The sequence below is a fragment of the Epibacterium sp. ABV4_022 genome (assembly GCF_056159345.1).
In genome coordinates this window covers 837,393-861,633 of sequence record NZ_JBSWVA010000001.1, presented here as the reverse complement: position 1 = coordinate 861,633, position 24,241 = coordinate 837,393, and the positions used below count along the sequence as shown (strand labels likewise).

The 24,241-nt window shown below is 61.9% G+C and carries 24 protein-coding genes and 1 pseudogene; 10 read left to right on the top strand and 15 right to left on the bottom strand.

Translation table 11 applies throughout. The features are described from left to right. Positions 1–46 precede the first annotated feature (46 nt). Complete coding sequence (gene ychF, locus ACXAF5_RS04140; protein ID WP_474945637.1) at positions 47–1,144, bottom strand: redox-regulated ATPase YchF; 1,098 nt, start codon at positions 1,142–1,144, stop codon at positions 47–49. A gap of 186 nt (positions 1,145–1,330) precedes the next feature. Between ychF and ACXAF5_RS04135 the strand changes: the two genes are divergently transcribed. Together ACXAF5_RS04135 and trpA are read left to right on the top strand one after the other, a co-directional pair. Further along, positions 1,331–1,843 (top strand): acyloxyacyl hydrolase, encoded by a 513-nt coding sequence (locus ACXAF5_RS04135; RefSeq protein ID WP_474945636.1) that lies wholly within the window; start codon positions 1,331–1,333, stop codon positions 1,841–1,843. 99 nt (positions 1,844–1,942) lie between these two features. Further along, positions 1,943–2,746, top strand: coding sequence for a tryptophan synthase subunit alpha (gene trpA, locus ACXAF5_RS04130; protein ID WP_474945635.1), 804 nt, complete (start codon positions 1,943–1,945; stop codon positions 2,744–2,746). A 3-nt stretch (positions 2,747–2,749) separates the two neighbouring features. Here the strand turns inward: trpA and ACXAF5_RS04125 are convergent, their stop codons facing one another. After that, the gene (locus ACXAF5_RS04125) at positions 2,750–4,138 is read right to left on the bottom strand and encodes an ATP-binding protein (protein ID WP_474945634.1); all 1,389 of its coding nucleotides are present in this window, start codon (positions 4,136–4,138) and stop codon (positions 2,750–2,752) included. A gap of 472 nt (positions 4,139–4,610) precedes the next feature. Between ACXAF5_RS04125 and ACXAF5_RS04120 the strand changes: the two genes are divergently transcribed. Further along, positions 4,611–5,774, top strand: a complete 1,164-nt coding sequence (locus ACXAF5_RS04120; RefSeq protein WP_474945633.1) for an alpha-hydroxy acid oxidase — start codon at positions 4,611–4,613, stop codon at positions 5,772–5,774. A 39-nt stretch (positions 5,775–5,813) separates the two neighbouring features. Here ACXAF5_RS04120 and ACXAF5_RS04115 read toward each other — a convergent pair whose 3' ends face one another. Beyond that, the gene (locus ACXAF5_RS04115; RefSeq protein WP_474945632.1) at positions 5,814–6,974 is read right to left on the bottom strand and encodes an MFS transporter; all 1,161 of its coding nucleotides are present in this window, start codon (positions 6,972–6,974) and stop codon (positions 5,814–5,816) included. Between the two features lie 19 nt (positions 6,975–6,993). Between ACXAF5_RS04115 and ACXAF5_RS04110 the strand changes: the two genes are divergently transcribed. Next, entirely contained in the window at positions 6,994–7,695 is a 702-nt protein-coding gene (locus ACXAF5_RS04110) for a hypothetical protein (RefSeq protein ID WP_474945631.1), read from the top strand. Positions 7,696–7,801: 106 nt separating this feature from the next. After that, positions 7,802–8,443 (top strand): 50S ribosomal protein L25/general stress protein Ctc, encoded by a 642-nt coding sequence (locus ACXAF5_RS04105; RefSeq protein ID WP_239318972.1) that lies wholly within the window; start codon positions 7,802–7,804, stop codon positions 8,441–8,443. 109 nt (positions 8,444–8,552) lie between these two features. Here ACXAF5_RS04105 and ACXAF5_RS04100 read toward each other — a convergent pair whose 3' ends face one another. Next, positions 8,553–9,038 carry a hypothetical protein gene (locus ACXAF5_RS04100; protein WP_474945630.1) on the bottom strand — a complete coding sequence of 162 codons (486 nt, stop codon included), beginning with the start codon at positions 9,036–9,038 and terminating at the stop codon, positions 8,553–8,555. 192 nt (positions 9,039–9,230) lie between these two features. Between ACXAF5_RS04100 and pth the strand changes: the two genes are divergently transcribed. The 3 genes from pth (at position 9,231) to hmuQ (ending at position 11,067) form a co-directional block, all read left to right on the top strand. Continuing rightward, on the top strand, positions 9,231–9,956 hold the full coding sequence (gene pth, locus ACXAF5_RS04095) for an aminoacyl-tRNA hydrolase (RefSeq protein WP_474945629.1): 726 nt from the start codon (positions 9,231–9,233) through the stop codon (positions 9,954–9,956). Between the two features lie 223 nt (positions 9,957–10,179). Then, complete coding sequence (locus ACXAF5_RS04090; protein ID WP_474947796.1) at positions 10,180–10,560, top strand: DUF2237 family protein; 381 nt, start codon at positions 10,180–10,182, stop codon at positions 10,558–10,560. 183 nt (positions 10,561–10,743) lie between these two features. Beyond that, positions 10,744–11,067, top strand: coding sequence for a heme-degrading protein HmuQ (gene hmuQ, locus ACXAF5_RS04085; protein WP_239318969.1), 324 nt, complete (start codon positions 10,744–10,746; stop codon positions 11,065–11,067). A gap of 58 nt (positions 11,068–11,125) precedes the next feature. Here the strand turns inward: hmuQ and ACXAF5_RS04080 are convergent, their stop codons facing one another. The 8 genes and pseudogenes from ACXAF5_RS04080 to ACXAF5_RS04045 all read right to left on the bottom strand — a co-directional run bounded on the left by ACXAF5_RS04080 (position 11,126) and on the right by ACXAF5_RS04045 (position 18,209). Next, positions 11,126–12,574 (bottom strand): methyl-accepting chemotaxis protein, encoded by a 1,449-nt coding sequence (locus tag ACXAF5_RS04080; protein ID WP_474945628.1) that lies wholly within the window; start codon positions 12,572–12,574, stop codon positions 11,126–11,128. 4 nt (positions 12,575–12,578) lie between these two features. Next, a pseudogene (locus ACXAF5_RS04075) lies at positions 12,579–13,472 on the bottom strand (ammonium transporter); the annotation flags it as partial. A 278-nt stretch (positions 13,473–13,750) separates the two neighbouring features. Further along, entirely contained in the window at positions 13,751–15,010 is a 1,260-nt protein-coding gene (gene trpB, locus ACXAF5_RS04070) for a tryptophan synthase subunit beta (RefSeq protein WP_474945627.1), read from the bottom strand. 247 nt (positions 15,011–15,257) lie between these two features. After that, the gene (locus ACXAF5_RS04065) at positions 15,258–16,103 is read right to left on the bottom strand and encodes a LysR family transcriptional regulator (protein WP_474945626.1); all 846 of its coding nucleotides are present in this window, start codon (positions 16,101–16,103) and stop codon (positions 15,258–15,260) included. A gap of 273 nt (positions 16,104–16,376) precedes the next feature. Further along, the gene (locus ACXAF5_RS04060) at positions 16,377–17,024 is read right to left on the bottom strand and encodes a phosphoribosylanthranilate isomerase (RefSeq protein ID WP_474945625.1); all 648 of its coding nucleotides are present in this window, start codon (positions 17,022–17,024) and stop codon (positions 16,377–16,379) included. 1 nt (position 17,025) lies between these two features. Beyond that, complete coding sequence (locus ACXAF5_RS04055; RefSeq protein WP_239360074.1) at positions 17,026–17,376, bottom strand: LapA family protein; 351 nt, start codon at positions 17,374–17,376, stop codon at positions 17,026–17,028. Beyond that, positions 17,377–17,664 (bottom strand): integration host factor subunit beta, encoded by a 288-nt coding sequence (gene ihfB, locus ACXAF5_RS04050; RefSeq protein ID WP_239318961.1) that lies wholly within the window; start codon positions 17,662–17,664, stop codon positions 17,377–17,379. It abuts the gene before it with no gap. Between the two features lie 269 nt (positions 17,665–17,933). Beyond that, positions 17,934–18,209, bottom strand: coding sequence for a hypothetical protein (locus ACXAF5_RS04045; RefSeq protein ID WP_474945624.1), 276 nt, complete (start codon positions 18,207–18,209; stop codon positions 17,934–17,936). Positions 18,210–18,495: 286 nt separating this feature from the next. Between ACXAF5_RS04045 and ACXAF5_RS04040 the strand changes: the two genes are divergently transcribed. Beyond that, positions 18,496–19,410 carry a glutaminase gene (locus ACXAF5_RS04040; protein WP_474945623.1) on the top strand — a complete coding sequence of 305 codons (915 nt, stop codon included), beginning with the start codon at positions 18,496–18,498 and terminating at the stop codon, positions 19,408–19,410. Between the two features lie 114 nt (positions 19,411–19,524). Continuing rightward, on the top strand, positions 19,525–20,208 hold the full coding sequence (locus ACXAF5_RS04035) for a metal-binding protein ZinT (RefSeq protein WP_474945622.1): 684 nt from the start codon (positions 19,525–19,527) through the stop codon (positions 20,206–20,208). 116 nt (positions 20,209–20,324) lie between these two features. Here ACXAF5_RS04035 and rpsA read toward each other — a convergent pair whose 3' ends face one another. From rpsA to cmk, 3 genes are all read right to left on the bottom strand, one after another. Continuing rightward, positions 20,325–22,001, bottom strand: coding sequence for a 30S ribosomal protein S1 (gene rpsA, locus ACXAF5_RS04030; RefSeq protein WP_239318954.1), 1,677 nt, complete (start codon positions 21,999–22,001; stop codon positions 20,325–20,327). A gap of 752 nt (positions 22,002–22,753) precedes the next feature. Next, the gene (locus tag ACXAF5_RS04025; RefSeq protein WP_474945621.1) at positions 22,754–23,383 is read right to left on the bottom strand and encodes a nitroreductase family protein; all 630 of its coding nucleotides are present in this window, start codon (positions 23,381–23,383) and stop codon (positions 22,754–22,756) included. 192 nt (positions 23,384–23,575) lie between these two features. After that, on the bottom strand, positions 23,576–24,187 hold the full coding sequence (gene cmk / locus ACXAF5_RS04020; protein ID WP_474945620.1) for a (d)CMP kinase: 612 nt from the start codon (positions 24,185–24,187) through the stop codon (positions 23,576–23,578). Positions 24,188–24,241: the final 54 nt, after the last annotated feature.

The window sequence follows — 24,241 nt, the reverse complement described above, 5'->3', positions numbered from 1 at the left end:
TTCTTGGGAAGACGGGCATCGGGACTTCAACGTCAAACGCGCGGGGTCAGGTGTTGAACAGGAAGTGCATCACATCGCCATCCTTGACGATATAGCTCTTGCCTTCGGCCCGCATCTTGCCGGCGTCCTTTGCACCGTTTTCGCCACCACAAGCAACAAAATCGTCATAGGCGATGGTCTCTGCGCGGATGAACCCTTTTTCGAAATCGCCATGGATCACGCCTGCAGCCTGCGGCGCTGCGGTGCCAGAACGGATGGTCCAAGCGCGCGCCTCCTTGGGGCCGACGGTGAAATAGGTCTCAAGATGCAACAGCTCGTAGCCTGCGCGGATCAGACGGTCGAGCCCGGCCTCTGCCAGACCCATCTCATCGAGGAACATCTGCGCCTCTTCTGCCTCCAGCTGGCTGATTTCTTCCTCGATTTGCGCCGAAATGATCACATGCGCGTTACCTTGAGCCGCTGCCATCTCGGCAACTTTGGCGGAATGCGCGTTGCCTTCGACGCTCTCGCTTTCGCCGACGTTGCAGACGTAGAGCACCGGTTTGGTGGTCAGAAGCTGCAGCATGGCCCAGGCTTTCTGATCCTCGGCATCAACCTCGACCAGACGGGCGGGTTTGCCGTCTTCGAGCATCGCCTGAGCCTCTGCCAGCAGACGGTCCTGCTGCTGTGCTTCCTTGTCGTTGCCCTTGAGTTTACGCACGAGGTTGGCGCGGCGTTTTTCGATGCTCTCGAGATCCGCCAGCATCAGCTCGGTTTCGATGGTGTCCGCGTCCGCAACCGGGTCCACACGACCGTCCACATGGGTGACGTCACCATCCTCAAAACACCGCAAAACATGGGCGATCGCGTCCACTTCGCGAATATTGGCGAGGAACTGATTGCCCAGGCCTTCGCCCTTGGATGCGCCTTTCACAAGGCCCGCAATATCCACAAACGTCATGCGCGTGGGGATGATCTGCTTGGACTGCGCAATCGCCGCCAGTTTCTCAAGGCGCGCGTCGGGAACCCCCACCTCGCCCACGTTCGGCTCGATCGTGCAGAACGGAAAGTTGGCCGCCTGCGCCGAGGCGGTTTTGGTCAGCGCGTTGAACAGGGTCGACTTGCCCACATTCGGCAGACCCACGATTCCCATTTTAAAGCCCATACCGGCCTCCTGATGCCATTTGGGAGCCAGCACTTAGGCTCTCACGGGCCTTTTCGCAAGCGCACAGCGTGTGTGACAGGCTGAAGCAGAGCATTGACACAAACCATACATATTCATTTATCCTAATTTTATGCCTTACAGCGCCGGATGTCCCGGCGCAGGCGGTTCACAAGTAGCGAGGTCCGTATGCGTAACACGATCTCCGTTTTGACATTTGTTTCCATGCTGTTGCTTCCCTCCACACTCCGGGCGCAAGAACTGACGTTTGGATTGGGGTATGCCGACTTTCATGAAGACCAAGCCGACAGCGGCCCCTATTTCTCCGCCGAATATCTGGGCCCCCGCGATTGGCAGATCCTGGGCTTTGACGCCGGGCTTGGGCTGGCCGGCCAGATCCATGAGACCGGCGACGCCTTTCTGGGCGGAGGCCTCCAGGCGCATCGCCCGATTGGACAGGGCTGGTTCATAGAGGCCAGCATCATGCCCGGCGTGTTTTTCGAAAGCTCGGCGCGCAACGATCTGGGCTCGACCTTCGAAATCCGCTCCCTGCTGGGCATCGGGCGCGATCTGCGTGGTGGCCGGCGCGTGTCGCTGGCGCTGACGCATATCTCCAACGCCTCGGTGGGCGACGTGAACCCGGGGCTGAATACCATCGCCTTGCGCCTGCACATGCCCCTTGGCCGCACACCACCCGGCTAAAGCGGCGCCGCTCAGCGATCATGACTGTCGTGCGGGATTGATTTTACCGACAAGTTTCGGCACATCAGGCAGGCAACAGAGATCTATAAAGGCCTGCCCATGACCCGCCCCACAACACGCATCGATGCCAAGTTTGCTGAACTCTCTGCCGCGGGCAAGAAGGCCTTCGTGACCTATGTGATGGCAGGCGACCCCGATTATGATACCTCGCTCGAAGTGGTCAAAGGCCTGCCAGCAGCGGGCGTTGACGTGATCGAACTCGGCCTGCCCTTCACCGATCCCATGGCGGACGGCCCCACCATTCAGCTTGCAGGCCAGCGCGCCCTGGAAGCCGGCATGACGCTGGAGCGCACACTGCAGCTCGCTCGGGATTTCCGCAAAGAAGACACCACCACCCCCATCGTTTTGATGGGCTATTACAACCCGATCTATTCGCGCGGCGTCGACACATTCCTGAGCGACGCCAAGGAGGCAGGCATCGACGGGCTGATCGTGGTTGATCTGCCGCCGGAAGAAGACAGCGAACTCTGCCTGCCTGCACAGGCTGCGGGTCTGAACTTCATTCGTCTTGCCACCCCCACCACCGATGACGCGCGCCTGCCGCGGGTGCTGCAGAACACATCGGGGTTTGTCTATTACGTCTCGATCACCGGCATCACCGGTGCCGCCGAGGCAGAAGCCGCCGATGTTGGCCCCGAGGTTGCCCGTATCAAAGCCGCCACCGATCTGCCGATCATCGTGGGGTTCGGCATCAAGACCCCGGAACGTGCTCAGACCATCGCCTCGGTGTCCGACGGTGCTGTTGTCGGCAGCGCGATTGTTGCCGAAATCGGCGCGGGCAAATCCCCGGCCGAGGTGCTGGCATTTGTGAAATCGCTGGCGGATGGCGCGCACGCCGGCTGACCGTCAGGACAATGCCTTTGCCATGACCTGCAACAGCCGGCGCTTGCGCAGTGGCTTGGCGACATGATCGGTCATGCCCTGATCCAGGTAGCTGTTCACCTGGTGCAGCAGGGCGTTCGCCGACACCGCGATCACGGGAACCGGGTCCCGATTTTCCCGCTGTTCGCGTGCCCGAATACGGGCCGTCGCCGTCAGCCCGTCGAGCACCGGCATGTTCACATCCATAAGCACCAGATCGGGCCGGATCTGGAAACAGGCCTCCACCGCCTCCTCGCCGTTCTGCACCCAAACCAGCTCCAGGTCGAAGTCCTTCAACATGTGGTGCAGGACCATGCGGTTGGTGCGATTGTCCTCCGCCACCAGGACGCGCCAGCGGCGGGCTGACAGCACCGCATTGTCGATCTTGGTATCGACCTCAAGGTCTTCGGGCAGGGGCTCGGCGCGCGTCACACGAAAGCTGGCGCGAAATTCACTGCCCTCCCCTTCCACGCTGCGGCAGGTCAGGTCTCCGCCCATGCGCTGGCAGATCTGCCGGGCAATCGCGAGACCCAGCCCCGTGCCCCCGTGATTGCGGTGCACGCTGGCATCCGCCTGCATGTAGGGTTCGAACAGGCAGTCAAGCTGTTGCGGGGTCAACCCGATGCCAGAGTCGCGCACGGTGACGGACAGCATCATCGTGCCGCCGCGCTCCGGCTCCAGATCCGCGATCACGGCAACGGAACCGCGCTCCGTGAACTTGATCGCATTGGAGAGCAGATTGCTCAGGACCTGCTGAAACCGGGTCGGATCGATATTGACCCAGACCTCACCGCGCGCCAACCGGCCGCTGCACATCCTGCTGAAGTTCAGTCCCTTGGCGCTGACACGGGCCTCGAACTGGCGGTACACGGCCTTGACCAAAGCCACGGCATCGGTTGGCAGGCGCTCCAGTTCCAGCTTGCCTTCCTCGATCTTCGACAGATCCAGAATATCGTCGACAATGCTCAAGAGCAGCCGACCGCTGTCGTGAAGCACGCCCAGGATCTGGGCTTGCTCCTCCCTCAGCGGCGTATCCGACAGGGCCGAGGCCATCCCGAGCACCCCGTTCAGTGGCGTGCGAATTTCGTGGCTCATCGTGGCCAGAAACTGGGTTTTTGCCGCATTCTCCGCCTCGGCAGCGGCGCGATCCCGCGCCAGGTCCTCCGTGCGTTCCTTGACCATTCGGTCCACTTGCCGCGCCAGCGACACCAGCGATCTGTTGGCCTGTCGCAGCGATTGACCGGTCTTGTCCAGTTTGGACTGCAGATCCTCCCGCAGCAGCCGCTCGCGCTGCAGCTCGGCCAGCAGCTCCTGATACGAAGGGTCATCAGAAGACCGTTCCGGCACAAGGGGATCATCGGGATGCAGCGTCATGACAACCTCTGGCGCTGCATCCGGACCCAGGTTCGTGGCGTGCGTCCGGTGTCTGGGGCTGCGTCGGCGACTCCGGAGGCAGGGGCGCCAAGGCCCCTGGGAATCTCTTCAGATACGAACACAACACTCATGTTGCTCCACCCTCCAGTGAAAACCGACAGCTGACGCGGCCGGTGCCCGCCCGGGCAAAATCCCGATCTGGCGTGCATCTGGTCCAAAATCAATAAACCACCCCGAACGGTCCCCGTTCGGAATTTAGGAATTCAGGGCTGCGCGATGGTCAGCAGATGAAACTTCGGCTGTTCTCCGGAAGTTTCCCACCCGGACCCGCGCTGTCACATCGCGATTCTGGGAGGTGTTCACCGATAAAGTTGCACAAAACCGTAAATGCAAGATTACGATTACCTCGCTTGCCATGGCCAGATACGATTGGTAAGAAAACATTACCAACTGCGCGGTCGAGGAGATCTTCATGCCTGTCATCACCAATATCGGCGACCTGAAACGGATCTACGCCCGCCGCGTGCCCAAGATGTTCTACGACTACACCGAGAGCGGCTCCTGGACCGAGCAGACCTTCCGCGAGAACACGACGGATTTTGACAAGATACGCTTGCGGCAGAGGGTTGCGGTGGACATGGCGGGCCGGTCGACGGCCAGCCAGATGATCGGGCAGGATGTCAGCATGCCGGTGGCCCTGGCTCCGGTCGGGCTCACCGGCATGCAGTGCGCCGATGGCGAAATAAAGGCCGCGCGCGCCGCCGAAGCCTTTGGCGTGCCCTTTACGCTGTCGACCATGTCGATCAACTCGATCGAAGACGTCGCCGAAGCAACCACCAAACCCTTCTGGTTTCAGCTATATACCATGCGGGACGAGGACTACGTGCGGCGCCTGATCGAACGCGCCAAGGCCGCCCGTTGTTCGGCTCTGGTGATCACGCTCGACCTGCAGATCCTCGGCCAGCGCCACAAGGACCTGAAAAACGGTCTTTCCGCGCCGCCAAAGCTGACGCCAAGAACGATCGCCAACCTGATGACCAAATGGTCGTGGGGCCTTGAGATGCTGGGGGCAAAACGGCGCCATTTCGGCAATATCGTCGGCCACGTCGAGGGCATCTCCGATGCGTCCTCCCTGGGCGCCTGGACCGCCGAGCAATTCGATCCCTCGCTGGATTGGGGCAAAATCGAAAAGCTCAAGGACATGTGGGGCGGCAAGGTGATCCTGAAGGGCATCCTGGACGAAGAGGATGCCAGGATGGCGGCCAAGGTAGGGGCCGATGCCATTACCGTCTCCAACCATGGCGGCCGCCAGTTGGACGGGGCGCTGTCCTCCATCCGGATGCTGCCGCGGATCATGGACGCGGTCGGCGATCAGGTCGAAGTGCATCTGGATAGCGGCATCCGGTCCGGTCAGGATGTGCTCAAGGCACTCGCCCTCGGCGCCAGCGGCACCATGATCGGCCGTGCTTTTGTCTATGGTCTCGGTGCCATGGGCCAGCAGGGCGTGACACGGGCGCTTGAGGTGATCCACAAGGAGCTCGACACATCGATGGCGCTCTGCGGCGAGAAGGCCGTGACCAACCTGGGCCGTCACAACCTGCTGGTGCCGGAGGATTTCACCGGCCGCTGGGCGTGACGGCGGGACCTGGCGGTTTGGGCCGCGGTGCGCCGCTGTTCAGGCGATGACACCACTCCGCCGGGCCGAGGCCCGCAGCGCCGGCACCAGAATGACGGTGATGCACAGGAGCATGCCCCCCATGGTCGCCAGCGCCAGACGCAGCCCAAAGGCTTCTGCCATGAAGCCGATCACCGGCGGACCCACAAAAAAGCCGCAGTAGCCGATCATCACCATGCGCGAAATCGCCGCGCTGCGCAGTTGCGCGGATATGGTCTTGCCGACCCAGGCAAGCGCCGTGGGCCCGATCGTCGATACACCCAATCCCAGGATTGCAAACCCCGCATAGGCCAGCCCCTGTACCGGAGCAAAGGCCGCCAGGATCAGCCCGGTGGCGGCCAGTGCTGCGGCGATCTGCATCAACGTGCCTTCGGCCACCCGGCGCAACACTTCCTGACCGGACAATCGCCCGATCCCCATCGTCAGCCCGAGCACAGCCGGCCCCAAAGCACCTTCTGCGGCGCTGGCCCCAAAGGCCCGCTCCAGATGCAGGGCGGACCAATTTTCGGTGGCCTGCTCGGCGGTAAAGGAGATCAACACGATCAACCCCGCCAGGGTCACCATGACCCAGGGCAGGACAACCGGCGCAAGGCTCTGATCGGTCGCCTCCGTCGGCTCCGGCTCCACAACGTCCCGCATGCCAAACGCCAGAATGACCGTGACCGCCAACACCCCGGCAAAACACCAGACCGGGGCGACGCCGGCCTCCCGCACCAGCCCCGCAACCAGGGCCGCCAGCGCATAGGCGAGCGAAAACAGCCCGTGGTTGAGGTTCATCAGCGATCGCCCCGTGCGCGCCTCATGGCCGCTCAGCCGGGCATTCATCACCACATCCAGCAGGCCTGCCGCGCTGGAGGCGACAAAGATCGCAGCGGCAAATGCGGCCCAGCTGGTGGCGAGGCCGGGCAGCAGGAATCCTGCCGCCAACATCAGAGCACAGACCGTCATTGCCGAGGCCCCCAGCAGGCGGTCGATCCGCGGCGCGACCCACATGGCCCCCACCGCCCCTGCAGCACCAACCAGCAGCGCCAGTCCAAAATCCGCATCGCCCAACCCGGCCTGCGCCTTCAGCTGCGGCGCGTAGGCCGCGAAGGTACCGACACAGAACCCCATCACCGCAAAGGCCCGCCCATGCACCGCGCTGGTGCGCATATCCGTCATGAATTCCATAGCCGCGAGAATGCACAGTGCGCGTTGGGTCACAATCGCCAAATTGTACCGTTACACGCTGGCGCCGCGCAGCGCGGCGCGCTATCCCGTTGCCATGCTGATCTTCACGCCGCAGGCCCTTGCTTTTGTTGCCGTGCCAAAGACCGGGACAACCGCCATCGAACAGGCGTTGCGGCCCCATGCCGATATTGTTTTCCGCAAATCCCGCAAGCATACCTCGGCGCGGCGCCTGCACCGGCGCATCCGCCCCTTCGTCCGCGACACCTTCGGGGCCAAACTGCGGTGCTTTGCCGTGCTGCGCGACCCGGAAGACCAGATCCGCAGCTGGTACAAGTATCGCAGTCGTGACGACATCAAGGACAAACCGGAATACGCTGGCCATCTGAGCTTTGACGCCTTTGTCGAAGCCCTCCTGTCCGAAGACCCGCCCCCCTGCGCGCGCATCGGCAGCCAGTATCGCTTGCTGTCCGGCCGGGGCGGCCGCATTCTGGTCGATCACCTGTTCGCCTACGAACAGCTGGACCTGCTCGAGACCTTTCTCAGCCAGCGCTTCGAAGAGAGAATCACCTTTGCGCCGCGCAACGTGTCACCCGCTGTCCCCGCCGAGCTGTCGCCGCGGAACCGCGATCGTCTGCGGGCCGCCCGCGCGGCAGAGTTCGATCTGCACGCCAGACTGCGCGATGCAGGTGGAAAACTCGCCCCGCGCGGATGATTGTCACAGTTTAGGTCTTTCCAAACAGCATGTTTCCGTCTACCAGAACGGCTTCACGCGGGGTGACAGCCTTGGAGGCACCCCCGATTGCTTATGGAGATATAAAATGGCGAATGAGATTCCTGATCTCGTATGCCAGGAACGTGCGGGGACGGGCAAGGGCGCCGCTCGCGCAGCCCGCCGCGAAGGCATGGTTCCTGGTGTTGTATTTGGTGGCGACGTTGACCCGCTGTCCATCCAGATCCCCTTCAACGAACTGCTGAAGAAACTGAAGGCCGGCCGCTTCAAGTCGACCCTGTTCAACCTTAAGGTTGAAGGCCACGATGACGTGCGCGTCATCTGCCGCGACGTTCAGCGTGACGTTGTAAAGGACCTGCCGACCCACTTCGACCTGATGCGCCTGCGTCGCACCTCGAAGATCAACCTGTTCATTCCGGTTGAGTTCATCAACGAGGAAGAATGCGTTGGCCTCAAGCGCGGCGGCGTTCTGACCGTGGTGCGCGCCGAAGTCGAACTGGTGGTGACCGCTGGTGACATCCCGGAAAAGCTGACCGTCGACCTCGCCGGCAAAGCCATTGGCGATGTGATTCACATCTCCGAAGTACAGCTGCCCGCAGGCACCAAACCGACGATCGACCGGGATTTCGTGATTGCGAACATCTCCGCGCCCTCCGGCCTCAAGTCCGCGGATGACGAAGCCGAAGGTGAAGGCGAAGAGGCGGAAGCCGCAGCAGCAGCCGAAGAATAATCCCTCTCCCGAACGCGGGAAGGCGACCTTTGAAACGGGCTCCTCAGGAGCCCGTTTTTTTATTGCCTTTTTTATTGCCCGGCCTGCCGCACAAGAGCCTGCGCGCCGGTCAGGGCCCTTCATAAGAGGCGAGCGTGCCGCCATTGATCAAGTGATTGAGCAACTGCTCACGCGCATAGCGGTCCCGCTGCTTGATGGCGATCGCCTCCTGCGCGGTCAGTTCGCGCCGCTCGAACCCTTGCTCCGCCAGGCAGTCATCCACTGCGTTTATCGCCCCCTGACGCCGAGAGTTCTCCGCGCCGCTGGCGGCTGCGATCGTCCCCGGCAGAACGCCGAGGAAAATGATGCCCGCGATATAGCTGGACGTGACCGCGGCCTGACCGGCCCTTGGTCCCCGCGGCGCACAGAACGCCAGGGATTCGCGTGCCTCAAAAACGGTACTGCCGGATTTGGTCGGCACCGACGGCCCGGGCTCGACCGCGCATCCCGACAGCATCACGGCAGCCGCCAGAATGCCCACCATGCGCGGAACCAACGCGCCCTTGCGAAATCCACCACGTGACGGCGTGTTCTGTGCCTGAACGTTGTTGTTCATGTCCCAAATATCCTTCATCTCAATCCCCGAACCTGATCGTTCCGGACCACTCCAATCCAATGCTCTGAACTCGCAACGGAACCGGGCCGATTTATGGCACTGGCATCACAAAACCGCGGCAGCGGTCACGGACTGGATCTTCGGGCCAAAACCGGGCATGACTGCCCGCATCAGTCACCAGGAGAGCAGGTTATGAAACTCCTCGTCGGCCTCGGAAACCCGGGCGCAAAATATGCGGGAAATCGGCACAATATCGGCTTCATGGCCCTGGATCAGATTGCGACGGATCATGGGTTCTCTCCCTGGAAGTCAAAGTTTCAGGGGCAGATGTGCGACGGCACCCTCGGCACGGAAAAGGTGGTCCTCCTCAAGCCCCAGACCTTCATGAATAATTCCGGACAGTCGGTGGGAGAGGCGCTGCGCTTTTTCAAGCTGACACCTGCGGATGTGGTGGTGTTCCACGATGAACTGGACCTTGCGCCTGGCAAATGCCGCGTCAAGTACGGCGGCGGTCATGCGGGGCATAATGGGCTCAGGTCGATCCATGCCCACATCGGCGCAGACTACGGGCGCGTCCGCCTCGGCGTCGGGCACCCCGGTCACAAGGACGCGGTTGCAGGGTATGTGCTGCGTGATTTCCCCAAGGCGGATCAGACCTGGCTCGACGATCTCCTGCGGGGCCTGTCCGACGGCGCCGCGGATCTGGCCCGGGGCGACAGCGGTCGGTTCATGAATGCCGTGGCCCTCAGAGTGGCTCCCGGTCGCGGCGCCAGCGGGTCCAACACGGGCAAGACAAACCAACAGTCGCGCACGGGGGCGGAACAAGGCCGCGCCAAACCCGCAACCGAGGACGCCCCCGCCCCCTCTTCTGCGGAGAACCGGACCCCGATGCAGAAACTTCTCGACAAGTTCAAATAACCACGTCGTTCGACACAGCAATGCCCGCCCGCGCCGACCTGCGATCACGCCGTTCGGGCTGCGACGCGTCCACGCGTCCGGGCAAACCGCACCTCCAGATATGACGGAACGTCGCGCGGCGGAACTCGCCATTGCGTGAAAACGCAGAGCAGCGCACTAACATAGAGTGTGAGAGCGCGCGTGCGCGCGCCCGCGCGATTGGCACGACGGAGAGACGGACATGATGGACAAAGACCCTGCGATAAATGTCTTGGGAGGCCCCTTGCGCCCCTGCGCAGAGGATCCGGTCACGGGGTTCTTCCGCGATGGGCACTGCAACACCTGCGTCGAAGATCACGGCAGCCATACGGTCTGCGCGGTGATGACGTCAGAGTTCCTCGCCTACTCGAAATATGTTGGCAATGATCTATCGACCGCGCTGCCCGCGTTTCACTTCCCGGGATTGAAACCGGGGGACCGGTGGTGCCTGTGCGCGTCCCGTTTCATGCAAGCGGCAGAAGAAGGCTGCGCACCGGCCGTGCACCTGGAAGCAACCCACAGGCGCGCATTGGAGATCATCCCGCTCCCGGTCCTGCGCGCCCATGCCGTCACCTCCCCGACCTGATCGCGCGGCGGGGCAACGCCGTCTCGGGCACCCACCCCGCCCTCTGCGCACGAATGTCCCAGTTGCGACGGGTCAGTCGCTTGATTGCGAAGGCGGGTCAGATTACTGAATGTGTCGGCCAGCCGGATCCGCAGCCTCCTTGCCAGCCTCACTCAGCGAACACAGACAGGACTGGAAAATCCCATGGGCTTCATTGCCATGAACCGTTTCAAAATTCGTCCCGGCCGGGAAACCGACTTCGAAACCATCTGGAAGGAACGTGAAAGCCGCCTCTCGGAGATGCAGGGCTTTCGCGAATTTCGCCTTCTGAAGGGCCCCCAACACGAGGATCACACGCTCTATTCCAGCCATGTGATCTGGGACAGCCGGGCGGATTTCGAGGCCTGGACCAAATCAGACCAGTTTCGCGCCGCTCACCGCAATGCCGGGAAACGCGAGGGCGAAAGCCCGATACTCGGCGCGCCTCAATTCGAAGGGTTTGAGACCGTCCTCCACGACGCTTCGTAGCGCCCCCCCCCTGTCTCGCCCTCCTCGGCGAGACAGGCCCCGGCTTGCCCGTCGGCGCTCAGGCGCCGCCCTCTGCCTTTAGATCGCCGGAGGGGTCACGTCCCTGCCGCGCCTCTTGTGCCAGCCAGTCCGCGTCGCGATCCGCTTCCTCCCCGCGCAGGCCAAAACGTTCAACCGATGTCGTCAATTCGGCCGAGAGCGTGTTGATCGCATTGGCTTCTTTGGCAAGGTCGGTGGATTGCTGCATGCTCTGACGTGCGTCCGCCTGTAGGTCCCCGGCGGTTTTCGCGTTCTCCGACAGTCTTTCTTCGTTGCGCGTCGCGTTGCTGCGCACGGTTTCAGCCCGTTGCTGCACATCCTGAATGGATTGCGTCACCGTTTGCGCACTGTTTGATGCGCTTGTCATGCGCTCGGACACGCGGCCTGCCGCGCGGCGCTGGCTTTCGACCTCGGCCGTGATCCCTTCGACCGAGGCGTGAATGGACTGCATCAGCTCCGTGATGCCGCCAATCACGCTCGACGCATCATCCGACTGGCTGCGCATATGCGAGATCCGCTGGCGGATCTCCTCCGCCGCCTTGTCGGTTTCCGCAGCCAGGCTGCGCACCTGGCCGGCAACGATCGCAAACCCCTTGCCCGCATCGCCTGCGCGCGCCGCCTCAACCGCGGCATTGATGGCCAGCATATTTGTCTGCATGGTGATCTTCTGGATCAGCCCGACCACGGCCTCGATCTCCTCAGAGGCTTTGGAGAGCGCCTGCATTGTCTCGACCGCCTCTCCCGACAGAACGTTGGCTTCCTTGGTGACACCGCTGGTTGCGCTGGCGTTTCCGGAAATCTGGCTGATCGAGTTCATCATCTCAGCGATCGCTTCGGAGACTGCCGTCACCTCTTCTGACATGCCCCCCGCGCTGCTGGCGATCCGGGTCATCTCTGCCAGGATCTGCTCGGCAATTTCGCGGTTGTTTCGCGCCTGCCCCGCGACCTCGGTCGAGCTGTTGCTGACCACTCCCGTCAGCGCACCGGTTCTCTCTGCGCCCTCCCGGAAGGCCCCCGAGAGGGTTTCCAGCCCCGACGACGACCGTTTCATCCGCCGCGCGTTTTCATGAATATCACACACCAGATCGTGCACTTGATCGATGAACGGATTGAACAGCGCCGCCAGCTCCGCGGCCTCGTCGCCAGTGCTCTCATCCAAACGCCGCGTAAGATCGACCCCGTTTTCCGTCATCGCCTCGATCTGTTTCTGAAGCCCCCCGGTCCCCAGCGTTGCCCCGTGTTCGGTACTGTTGAGACCGATCATCTCATCCTCACGCGGCACGCGGATGCCCACCGCCATGTCGATTGCCTTGAAGAACACCCAGCTCAGACCAAACGCCCAGGCAAAGACCTGGCACGACCCCCTCCATCTGCACCAGCACCTGCGCGCCGACACTGTCAGCAGCGAGCTTTCCCGGCAGCGCAAAGAGTGGGAAGACAACAGTGCCGAATGCGCCGCAGACACCATGTACCGAAACAGCCCCGACCACATCGTCCAGCTTCAGCCTGTTTTCCATGACCCATTCGGACACAACCACCAGCAAACCGGCGCTGGCACCGATGACGGCGGCGCCCTGCACCGAAACCGCATCACAGCCTGCGGTGATCGCGACCAGCCCGGCGAGACTGCCGTTGATGGGGCGATGCGGAATGTTCACGGGATCGATGACCCGCCCGGTCAAGATCCCCATCACGCCACCGAAACACGCGGCCAGCAGGGTATTCAGCACGATATGCGCCAGATCGGGGCTCGCCGCCGTGGTTGAGCCGCCGTTGAAGCCGATCCAGCCCACCCAGAGAATGATCGCCCCCGCAGTTGCCAGCACATAGCTGTGCCCGTGCAAAACATTCGGACTTCCGTCCGCATTGAATTTGCCTATACGCGCGCCCAACACCACGATGCCTGCAAGCGCAACCCAAGCACCAACCGAATGCACCACGGTCGAGCCTGCAAAATCGATGAACCCCCGGTCCGCGAGATAAGCCGCGTTGTCCCCGTTGAGCAGGTTTCCCCACGCCCAATGGCCGCTCACCGGATAGATCAGCAACCCGATGAACAGGGCCGCCGCAACATAGACACCGTAGCGCATCCGCTCTGCCACCGCGCCGGACATGATTGTCGCAGCGGTGCCCGCAAAGACCGCCTGGAACACAAAAAACGTGTATTGCCAGTCATCTGCCTGCTCAAAGGCAAAGGTATCTGTTCCGAACCAGCCGCCATAAGAGGCGCCAAACATCAACCCGAAGCCGAGCACATAGAAGGCACTGACCGACATCAGGAAATCGGTGATGTTCTTCTGCGCAACGTTGATGCTGTTCTTGGACCGCGCCATGCCCGCTTCGACCAGAAGAAAGCCCAGCTGCATCAGCAAGACCAGAGCCGCGGCGATGAGTGTCCACATGTGGTCCGCAGCAAGCTGAAGCTGCTGCACGGCGTGTAAGGCGTCTTCCTGCATCGTAAACCCGAAAATCGTTACCAGAAACAGGTCTCAGGATTACTCAAACTCTTATAAAAAGGTGTTAAGTCCGGATCCGGCCCTGACCTGAATGGCCCCGGGTCTGCTAATCCGCAGCAGAAAAAGAACGAAAAAGGCGCGGCCCTGCGGCCACGCCTCTCAATCCGGACAGCACATCAGCTGCCTGATCAGTCCTTCAGGTCGCGCCCCTCTTCGGTGTCCGACATGTCAAAACCGAGGTGACGGGCGACGGTGAAAATGTCCTTGTCGCCCCGCCCGCACATATTCATCACGATGATGTGGTCCTTGGGCAGGGTCGGCGCGATCTTTGTCACATGTGCCAGAGCATGGCTCGGCTCCAGGGCCGGGATGATCCCTTCCATTGCGCAGGACAGCTGGAACGCCTCCAGCGCTTCCTTGTCGGTGATGGAGACATATTGCGCCCGGCCTGTTTCATGCAGCCATGCGTGCTCCGGCCCGATGCCCGGATAGTCCAGACCGGCCGAGATCGAGAACCCCTCGAGGATCTGCCCATCATCGTCTTGCAGCAGGTAGGTGCGGTTGCCGTGCAGCACGCCCGGACGGCCGCCGGTGAGAGAGGCGCAATGCTCCATGTTCTCATCCACGCCTTTGCCACCCGCCTCGACGCCGATGATGTTGACCGACTTGTCATCAAGGAAGGGATGGAACAGTCCCATCGCGTTGGAACCGCCACCGATCGCCGCGATCACGGTGTCGGGCAGACGGCCTTCGCCCTCCTGCTCGGCGAGTTGCCAGCGCACCTCCTTGCCGATCACCGACTGGAAATCGCGCACCATCGCCGGGTAGGGATGCGGCCCCGCCACGGTGCCGATGCAATAGAACGTGTCGCGCACATTGGTCACCCAGTCGCGCAGCGCATCGTTCATCGCGTCCTTCAACGTCCCGCGCCCCGAAGTCACCGGGATCACTTCGGCGCCCAGCAGGCGCATGCGGAACACGTTGGGGGCCTGACGACGCACGTCATGCGCGCCCATATAGACGACGCACTTCAGACCGAATTTGGCACAGACCGTAGCGGTCGCAACCCCGTGCTGGCCCGCGCCGGTCTCGGCGATGATCCTGGTCTTGCCCATGCGGCGCGCCAGCAGGATCTGCCCCAGCACGTTGTTGACCTTATGCGCGCCGGTGTGGTTCAGCTCGTCACGCTTCATATAGACTTTGGCACCGCCCAGATGCTCGGTCAGGCGCTCTGCGAAGTAGAGCGGGCTTGGTCGGCCTACATAATTCTTCCACAGATCGTCCATCTCGGCCCAGAAGTCCGGGTCCACCTTGGCCTTTTCATATTCCTCTTCGAGGCTCAGGATCAGCGGCATCAGCGTTTCGCTGACAAAGCGACCGCCGAAGATGCCGAAACGGCCATTTTCGTCCGGCCCGTTCATGAAGCTGTTGATGAGATCATCGGCCATGGGTGGTGTCTCCGTCTTCCGTATGCGCTGGTTCTAAAGCGCATTTAGGGCAAGAGAAACAGGTTTCTCGGTAATTTCCTGACCCCTGTGTCAGAAACCGGGGTTTCGTGAACGGTTTCGCTTCGGGCAGAGCCCGAAGCGACCCGCGCCGCGCGCGCCCTCCGGGCGCGCGCGGCGCCAGGCCCAACGGCACGATGGGCTTCCCAAAGGGAAGCACAAGAGCGGGCGGGAGCCGCCCCCGGCTGCGTCAGTTCTGTTTGGGGCGCAGGTTGAGATCGGTCAGAACGGCTGCGACCGCCTCAAGCGCGGCCCGAACAGGTAGATCATGCCGCGCGTCATGATGGCTCACCAACCATTCCTCATGCGAAAGTTCGGCGATCTCAGGTCCGATCTGCCGCAAAGGCGGAAACCAGGCCGCCACGAACTGTGGCAAGACCACCCGCCCCGCACCGGCGCAGGCCAGATCGACCAGCATGCGCGGGTTGCCAGCGGTGACGGAGACCTCAGCCCCATGATGCGCCCAGATCCAACGTGCGGAGGGTATCATTGCGGCGCGCTCTGGCACTGTCACAAAGCCGCGCACCGTCTCGTCCACTGCATAGCATGCATAGGAAACCCGCCCCGTGCATCGCCCGGCCAACCAGCTCTGATCCGGGCGATGGTTTCGAACGCCGATGTCTGCGCCCCGCCTCGCGATATCCAGCCGCGCATCCGCTTCCAGGAAGGCCGGGCGCCAGTTCGCCTCTGCTTGCCACCACCGCGACAGGTGCCGGGCAAGGTAGGCCGAGGTCCAACTGCCCGCCGTGATGCGCACCTCTGCCGCCAGGGGTGTTGCAACAAGGCGCCGCAAACGCTGCGCCTCGGCCTGAAGACCACGGGTTTCGCCAAGGAGCGCCCGCCCCTGCGTTGTCAGGCGATACCCATGGGGACCGCGCTCGAACAACTGCGCGCCGACCTGACGCTCGAAGGCGCGCATGCGTCGGCTGAGTGTGGGAACACTTACACCGGTCTGCTGCGCGACGGCGGCCAGCCCGCCCGCGTGACCCACACGCGCGAACAGCTCCAGATCATCAAGCGATGGAGTCTCTTTCATTTTTGGAATGCCACTTGCACAGATACGCTCTCCAATTGCTGAAAAACATCAGCAATTCTGGTGGCATCCTACCACAAATGAAAGCCTTCCGACATGTTTCTTTCTTACACACGGCCGCGCACACCCCATGCGCCCCACCAAAGCGGTTGGCAGATCGAGCGCAACACGGCCCACCGTCGCCTCGCCTCCTATCGCAGACGCAAACGACAGTTGCGCCGCCTGAGGGCGCTTAGATGGATCAAGCGATGTTGGAAATCGGACCCGTAAATTCCGTCAAACCGTCTGCGCGGCATCGACAAACGCACGCATCAGATCCGGGTCCTTTTGTGCGGGAGCGCTTTCTACGCCAGAGGCCACATCGACCTGACGCGCGCCGGTCTTGCGGATCGCCTCCGCGACGTTCTCGGGAGCCAGGCCACCCGCCAGCATCCAAGGCGCCTGCCAGTATTTCTTGTCCGCCAGCAATTGCCAATCAAAGGCGATGCCATTGCCCCCGGGCAGCTTTGCCCCCTTTGGCGCCTTGGCATCGATCATGATCTGGTCCGCCACTTGCGCATAAAGATCGATGGGCGCCAGATCGGAGGCGTCGGCCACGCCGATCACCTTCATCACCGGCAAACCATAGCGGGTCTTGATCTCGGCCACACGTTCCACGCTTTCCTGACCGTGCAGCTGGATCATATCCAGCGGCACCGAACCGGCAATCGCATCGAGATCGGCATCTGTGGGGTTCACCACCAACCCGACCTTCGCCAGCCCGACCGGCGCATCCACCGCCAGCGCTGCCGCCTGCGCGATCGTGACGGAACGGGCTGATTTTGCAAAGAAATTCAGGCCAACATAGGCCGCACCGGCGGCCGCCGCAGCCTCCATATCGGCGCGGGTTTTCATGCCGCAGATCTTGACCCTGATCCCCGACATATCAGGAGGCGTCGTCCAGCAGCGCGAGAACCTCGTCCTTGCCTTCGTGCTTTTGCCGCTTCAGGCGTTTGACTTCGCGCGAGAGTTTCTTGACTTCGCCATGTTTGACCCGGGCCTCGCGCCGGTGCTTGTGCTCGCGCAGGTATTCCAGCACGTAGCCCAGCGCCACCCCAAGGGCCAGACCGCCCAGCACCACCACAAACAGCGGCAGGGTGATAGAGGGATTGAACCCGACCAGCTCCGCCAAGGCCTCCGGCATCAGCTTCAGGTTCACAAACCCACGATTGGCGAGGCTGACAGAGACCAGAACAACAGCCAGAACGCCCCAGACAGCATAGCGGATGTAACGCATTTACTCTTCTTTTCCGTTCAATCGATCACGGAGCAGCTTGCCCGTCTTGAAGAAGGGCACGTGCTTCTCCTCAACATGAACCGTCTCACCGGTGCGAGGATTGCGTCCAACCCGAGCATCACGCTTCTTTACAGAAAAAGCGCCAAACCCCCTGAGCTCGACCCGGTCCCCCCGCGACATGGCAGTGGTGACCTCCTCAAAGACCGTGTTGACGATCCGCTCCACATCCCGCTGATACAAGTGCGGGTTTTCGTCTGCAATCTTCTGGATCAGTTCCGAACGGATCATGTAGTGGCCCTCCCAAAGCCCGTGTCTGACACATAGGGTACGTGAACTATAGGAAGAAAGTTGTTCAGCGAAAACAGGTTAGGCAGGGGCTTGAGGCCAAAATCATCGACTGTCGGCTGATTTGAGCGGAGAAACACGCAATTTCACAGGCGCCATCGTCGCCCGCCGCACAAGTTTCAGGCAAACCGGCTGGGAATGCTGCATCCGCGAAGTTATTGATTCGCAAGCCTTCACCGGCAGAAGATCGCGGCGCGCAGCTGCGGCCCGGATCAATGGGCCGGGCTGCATCGCGCCTCATACGCGGTGCCACCGGTTTCGGTGTAGGGCTGCCCCCGGAACCGGCTCAGCCGCATTGCCTTTGCACGACAGGCGGCCTCGACCTCGCCGCGCACGTCCCCCTCGGACCAGCCCGGACCATATCGGCCTGACACCTTATATGTCGCGCCATCGCGGGCCAGATCCATACTCATGGACTCCGGCGCTATCGGGGCGGCGCAGCCGCCAAGGGCCAGGACCACCAACAGTCGGATCGGTTTCGTCTTCATCAGTCGCACTCCTCACAGCCTCCGGGACGCGCCCCTGCCCTGTTGTTCGGGCGGACGGCGCTGTTTTCTGCCTCTGCGCCATTGATGCGACATCCTGGGCGCAAAATCTACGCTGCCGGTGTGGAGCGCCTCAGATCGAGGGCAAGGGCTTTCAGTTCCGCGTTTCCTATCCCACATATCCGCAGCCCCTTTGCCTGAACAACAGCACCACCGTCAGCGCAAACAGGCTTTGCCTCTCCCCGGTGGCTCGCCTATGGCTGGGCACATGGGAGAGCGAGACAGACAGATGATGGATTTCGACGGCATATTGCAACAGATCGCAGCCGAGATGCAGGCGCAGGCCGACCGCGGCGCGGCCGCAAGCTATATCCCCGAGCTTGCCAGCGTCGACACCGGCAAGTTCGGCATGGTCGTCGCCTTGGCCGATGGCCGCAGCTTTGCGGTGGGCGACGCCGATACGCGGTTCTCGATCCAGTCCGTCTCAAAGGTCTTTACCCTGGCCCTTGCGTTGGGGCGTCTGGGCGAAGACCTGTGGCGCCGGGTCGGGCGAGAACCCTCCGGCCTGCCCTTCAACTCGATCCTTCAGCTCGAACATGAACACGGCATTCCCCGGAACCCGTTCATCAATGCCGGCGCCCTGGTGGTGACCGATGCCATTCTGGCCGGCCATGCCCCGCGCGAAGTTCTCGGCGAAATCCTGCGGTTCATCCGCGCCGCTGCCGAGGATGAGAACATCCATATCGATGAGGCTGTTGCGCGATCCGAGACGGAGCATGGCAATCGCAACATGGCGCTCAGCCACTTCCTGGCAGCGCATGGCAATTTCGAAAACAGCCCCGATCTCACCTGTGGCACCTATTTTCACCAATGCGCGATCGAGATGACGCCGCGCCAGCTGGCCATGGCGGGTCGGTTCCTTGTGGGGTCACCGGATTTGCCGACGATGATCTCACGTGATCGCGTGCGCCGGATCAATGCGCTCATGCTGACCTGCGGGCATTACGATGGCTCGGGCGATTTTGCCTATCGGGTCGGGCTCCCGGGCAAGAGCGGCGTGGGGGGCGGCATCCTGGTCATCGCCCCCGGGCGCGCATCGATCGCCGTCTGGTCTCCCGGCCTCAACCGCCATGGCAATTCGCAACTCGGAACCCTCGCGGTAGAGCGCTTCGCGCAAGAGACCGGCTGGTCCGTCTTCGGCTGAGCGGATCCCCTGTCCACGGCGGCAAGGGAATGGCCAACGGGTTGCTATTGCAGGGCCAGGACACCTCCAATAAGTGTTACGTTATTACATATGAATCACAGAGGATTATTCCACATGCCCACCCTCTCTCGCACAAGCATCGCCTTGCTGAGCGCGGCCACCCTGGCATTCTCCGCCCCGGCCTTCGCGGGTTCCGGCCACGACCACGACCACGACCATGATCACGCGCATGAACACGATCATGCACATGAGCACGCGCACAACAAAGAGATCTACAAAGGGTATTTCGAAGACGAACAGATTCAGCCGCGCACCCTGGCCGACTGGCAAGGTGACTGGCAATCCGTCTATCCTTACCTCGTCGACGGAACACTGGCCCCTGTCATGGCACACAAGGCCGAACATGGCGACAAGACCGCCGCAGAGTATCGCGCCTACTACGAGACCGGCTATGCAACCGATGTGGACGCAATCCGCTTTGATGGTGACACGGTGACGTTCACGGCCGGCGAGGAGAGCTACAGCGGCACCTATGTGTCCGACGGCTACGAGGTGCTGACCTACAAGAAGGGCAATCGCGGCGTTCGCTACATCTTCAAAAAAGACAGCGGCGACGACAAGGCACCGACCTACATCCAGTTCAGCGATCACCACATCGCGCCGAAAGCCGTGTCGCACTACCACCTCTACTGGGGGGATGACCGTGCCGAGGTGCTGGAAGAGCTGACCAACTGGCCGACCTATTACCCGGCAAGCTACAGCGCCGACGACATCGTGCACGAGATGATCGCGCACTGAACCTGCACACCCTGGGGCTCCGCCTGTTCGGCGGTCCCCACCCCGGACGTCTCGCACACATAAAAAAGCCCCGCAGGATCGCTCCTGCGGGGCTTTCTGATCTCTGTCAGAGCGGCTTATTCGCTCTTCAGCGCTGCGCCAAGGATATCGCCGAGGGACGCGCCGGAGTCGGAAGAACCATACTGTTCGACGGCTTCTTTCTCTTCTGCGATCTCGCGTGCCTTGATCGACAGGCCCAGACGACGGGTCTTGGAGTCGATGTTGGTGACGCGCACGTCGACCTTGTCACCGACCGAGAAACGCTCGGGGCGCTGCTCTGCACGGTCACGGGACAGATCGGAGCGGCGGATGAAGGACTTCATGCCTTCGTATTCCACTTCGATGCCACCGTCTTCGATCGCGGTCACTTCCACGGTCACGATGGAGCCACGCTTCACGCCGCCAACGGCGTCTGCGAACTTGTCACCGCCCAGCGCCTTGATGGAGAGCGAGATACGCTCCTTCTCGACGTCCACTTCGGAGACAACGGCCTGAACCACGTCGCCTTTGCGGTAGTTCTGGATCGCATCTTCGCCGCGCTCGTCCCAGGACAGGTCGGAGAGGTGAACCATGCCGTCGATGTCGCCTTCGAGGCCGATGAACAGACCGAATTCGGTGATGTTCTTGACTTCGCCTTCGACCTGAGTGCCCTCGGGGTGTGTTTCTGCAAACACTTCCCACGGGTTGCGCATGGTCTGCTTGAGGCCCAGGGACACGCGACGCTTGGCGCCGTCGATTTCCAGCACCATGACGTCCACTTCCTGCGAGGTGGAGACGATCTTGCCGGGGTGCACGTTCTTCTTGGTCCAGGACATCTCGGAGACGTGGACCAGACCTTCGACACCGGGCTCCAGCTCAACAAATGCACCGTAATCGGTGATGTTGGTGACGCGACCCTTGTGCACGGAGGCCAGCGGGTATTTGGCGCCAACCAGATCCCACGGATCTTCCTGCAGCTGCTTCATGCCGAGGGAGATACGGTGGGTCTCTTTGTTGATCTTGATCACCTGGACCTTGACGGTCTCGCCGATGGACAGGATCTCGGAGGGGTGGTTCACACGGCGCCATGCCATGTCGGTGACGTGCAGCAGCCCGTCAACACCGCCGAGGTCAACAAACGCACCGTATTCGGTGATGTTCTTGACCACACCCTCGACCGCCTGGCCTTCGGACAGGTTGCCGATGACTTCGGCACGCTGCTCGGCGCGGGACTCTTCGAGGATTGCGCGACGGGACACAACGATGTTGCCACGACGACGGTCCATTTTCAGGATCTGGAACGGCTGCTTCAGACCCATCAGCGGGCCTGCGTCGCGCACGGGGCGGACATCAACTTGCGAACCGGGCAGGAAGGCCACGGCGCCGCCGAGATCGACGGTGAAGCCACCCTTGACGCGGCCGAAGATCGCGCCTTCGACGCGCTGGTCGTCTGCGTATGCTTTTTCCAGGCGGTCCCATGCTTCTTCGCGGCGCGCCATCTCGCGAGAGATGACAGCTTCGCCACGGGCGTTTTCAGCCGCGCGCAGGTAGACTTCGACTTCGTCGCCAACGGTGACGTCTGCCGCTTCGCCGGGATTTGCGAATTCTTTGAGTTCGACGCGACCTTCCATCTTGTAGCCGACGTCGATGATGGCCTGACCGGCCTCAATGGCAATGATCTTGCCTTTGACTACGGAACCCTCTTCGGGGGTGTCCATTTCGAAGCTTTCTTGCAGGAGGGCTTCGAATTCCTCCATCGATGTGTTTTGAGCCATGTGGTCTCAGGTTTCCTTTTCAAAGTTTTGCTGGCCGAGTGGTTGTCTCCACCGGTCTGAACGGGGTTGGTCGGTCCGAAAAGCGGTACGCAGACGAATCGGGAGCCACAAACAAACACAAAGGGCCGAGGTATGCCCCGACCCTGCTCCGACTGTCCTGGTGCGTTTTCGCATCTCTGTTGACAAGGCGCTGTATAGGCGGTTTTGGCCTTGCTGGCAAGGGGCATTGGCAGTGGGCGCGGCCTTGAGGCGGGACGGGGCCAATAGCAGGTGGGTCTCTCGTCATCCAGGACAGACAAGGTGCCCCAATCCCGGAGAACGAATTGGCCAGCCTTCCGCCCTGCGCGCCAAAACGGGCGAACAATCGGCCATTGGACAGCACCATTTTGCATGGCACCATTTGGTCATGGACGAACGAATTCGATTCGCGCACACGCATTCTTCAAACCACCGCTCCGAGATCGAAGCGAGCCGTCAATGTGGCTGCATTACTGTTCTTCAGTTTTCGCCCCAGAAGAAATTATCGATTGGTGTGACGACGGACGTACAGTGCTGTGCCCACGCTGCGGCATCGATTCTGTCATTGGCGATGCTTCCAATTTTCCCGTGCACGATCTGAAATTCCTGGGAAGAATGAAACGGTATTGGTTCTAGGGCTACCCTCCCAATCGGGCTCTAAACATCTAGCTACCTCAAAAATAAGAAGGCAGAGCCTCACGGCCCCGCCTCTTCCTTGCCCCGTCGGCTCCGGATCAATCGATCTCGGTGACCAGCGCCGCCTTGGTCTTGCGGACCTTCGGCATTGGCAACAGCCAGTCGCCCTCTTCCTGGCGATACCCGAGCGGTAACAGCACCTTGGACCGCAGCCCCTTGGATTTCAGGTCGAGGATCTCATCCACCTGATCGGGGTCGAAGCCCTCCATCGGGGTGCTGTCGACGCCCAGCTCGGCTGCTGCCGCCAGCGCGAACCCCAGCGCGATATAGGCCTGATGCGCCGCATGCGCCGCGTTCTGCTTTGCCGGGCGCGGCAGCAGCATGTCCTTGAGGTTGCCGTAATAGGCCTGAAGCAACTCCGAGTCGCCGCGTTCCTCCACCATCTGCGCCACCACCGCATCAATCCGGTCTTCGGTGTAGTTGTCCCAGGAGGCAAAGACCAAGAGGTGGGACCCGTCGGTGATCTGTGCCTGATCCCAGGCCACGGGGCGGATCGCCTCGCGGATCTCCTTGTTGCGGATCACAAACAGCTCAAACGGCTGTACGCCGCTGGAGGTCGGCGCCATGCGGATTGCTTCGACAATCTGCGCAACCAGGTCTTCCGGGACCGTCTTTGAGGGATCCATCTTCTTGGCTGCATAGCGCCAGTTGAGCTTTTCGAGAAACATCGGTCAGTCCTTTTTGATCGGTATGGCAGGTCACATAACAACTGAACCGTTCGGTTCAAGTGGCTATTATCTCGACGTCGAGATTTAGTTATGCGCCATGCGATCCGGTTTCAACCCGTCTGTCTCTAGGTGAAATGAAAAAGGCGCCCCTGCAGGGGGCGCCACACGCAGCAATGAGGCATGGTAACCGGCTCAGGTGCTTCGGCGGGCCTCCACCAGAGCAACCGCCTGACCGACCGCCTCATCAATGCTGAGGCTGCTGGTATCCAGTGTCACCGCATCATCGGCTGGTTTCAGCGGCGCTTCGGCCCGGTGCATGTCGCGCTCGTCCCGCGCGCGGACATCCGCCAGCACCTCTTCAAGCGTGATGATCCCGCCGTTGCCGGTCAACTCCCGGAACCGGCGCGTGGCGCGCACTTCGGCGCTGGCGGTGACAAAGAGCTTCACCTCCGCCTCCGGGCAGATCACCGTGCCGATGTCACGCCCGTCCATGACAGCCCCGCCGGAGCGGCGAGCAAAGGCGCGTTGAAAATCCACCAATGCCGCCCGCACTCCGGCAATCACCGCAACCTTTGATGCGGCCTGAGCCACCTCGGCGGTGCGCAGATCCGTGCGATCCAGGTCCGTCACCTCCAGCGCCTCTGCGGCGGCAACCGGCTCGGCCCCGTCCAGCATCCGCGCGCCAACCGCGCGGTACAGCAATCCGGTGTCGAGATGCCCAAAGCCGAAGTGCGCCGCGACCGCCTTCGAAATGGTGCCCTTGCCCGCAGCTGCGGGGCCATCAATTGCAACGGTAAAACTCATCAGACCCTTCTCCTCACAGCAACTTGGGCGGGCGATGCCAACCCCGGCAGGCGG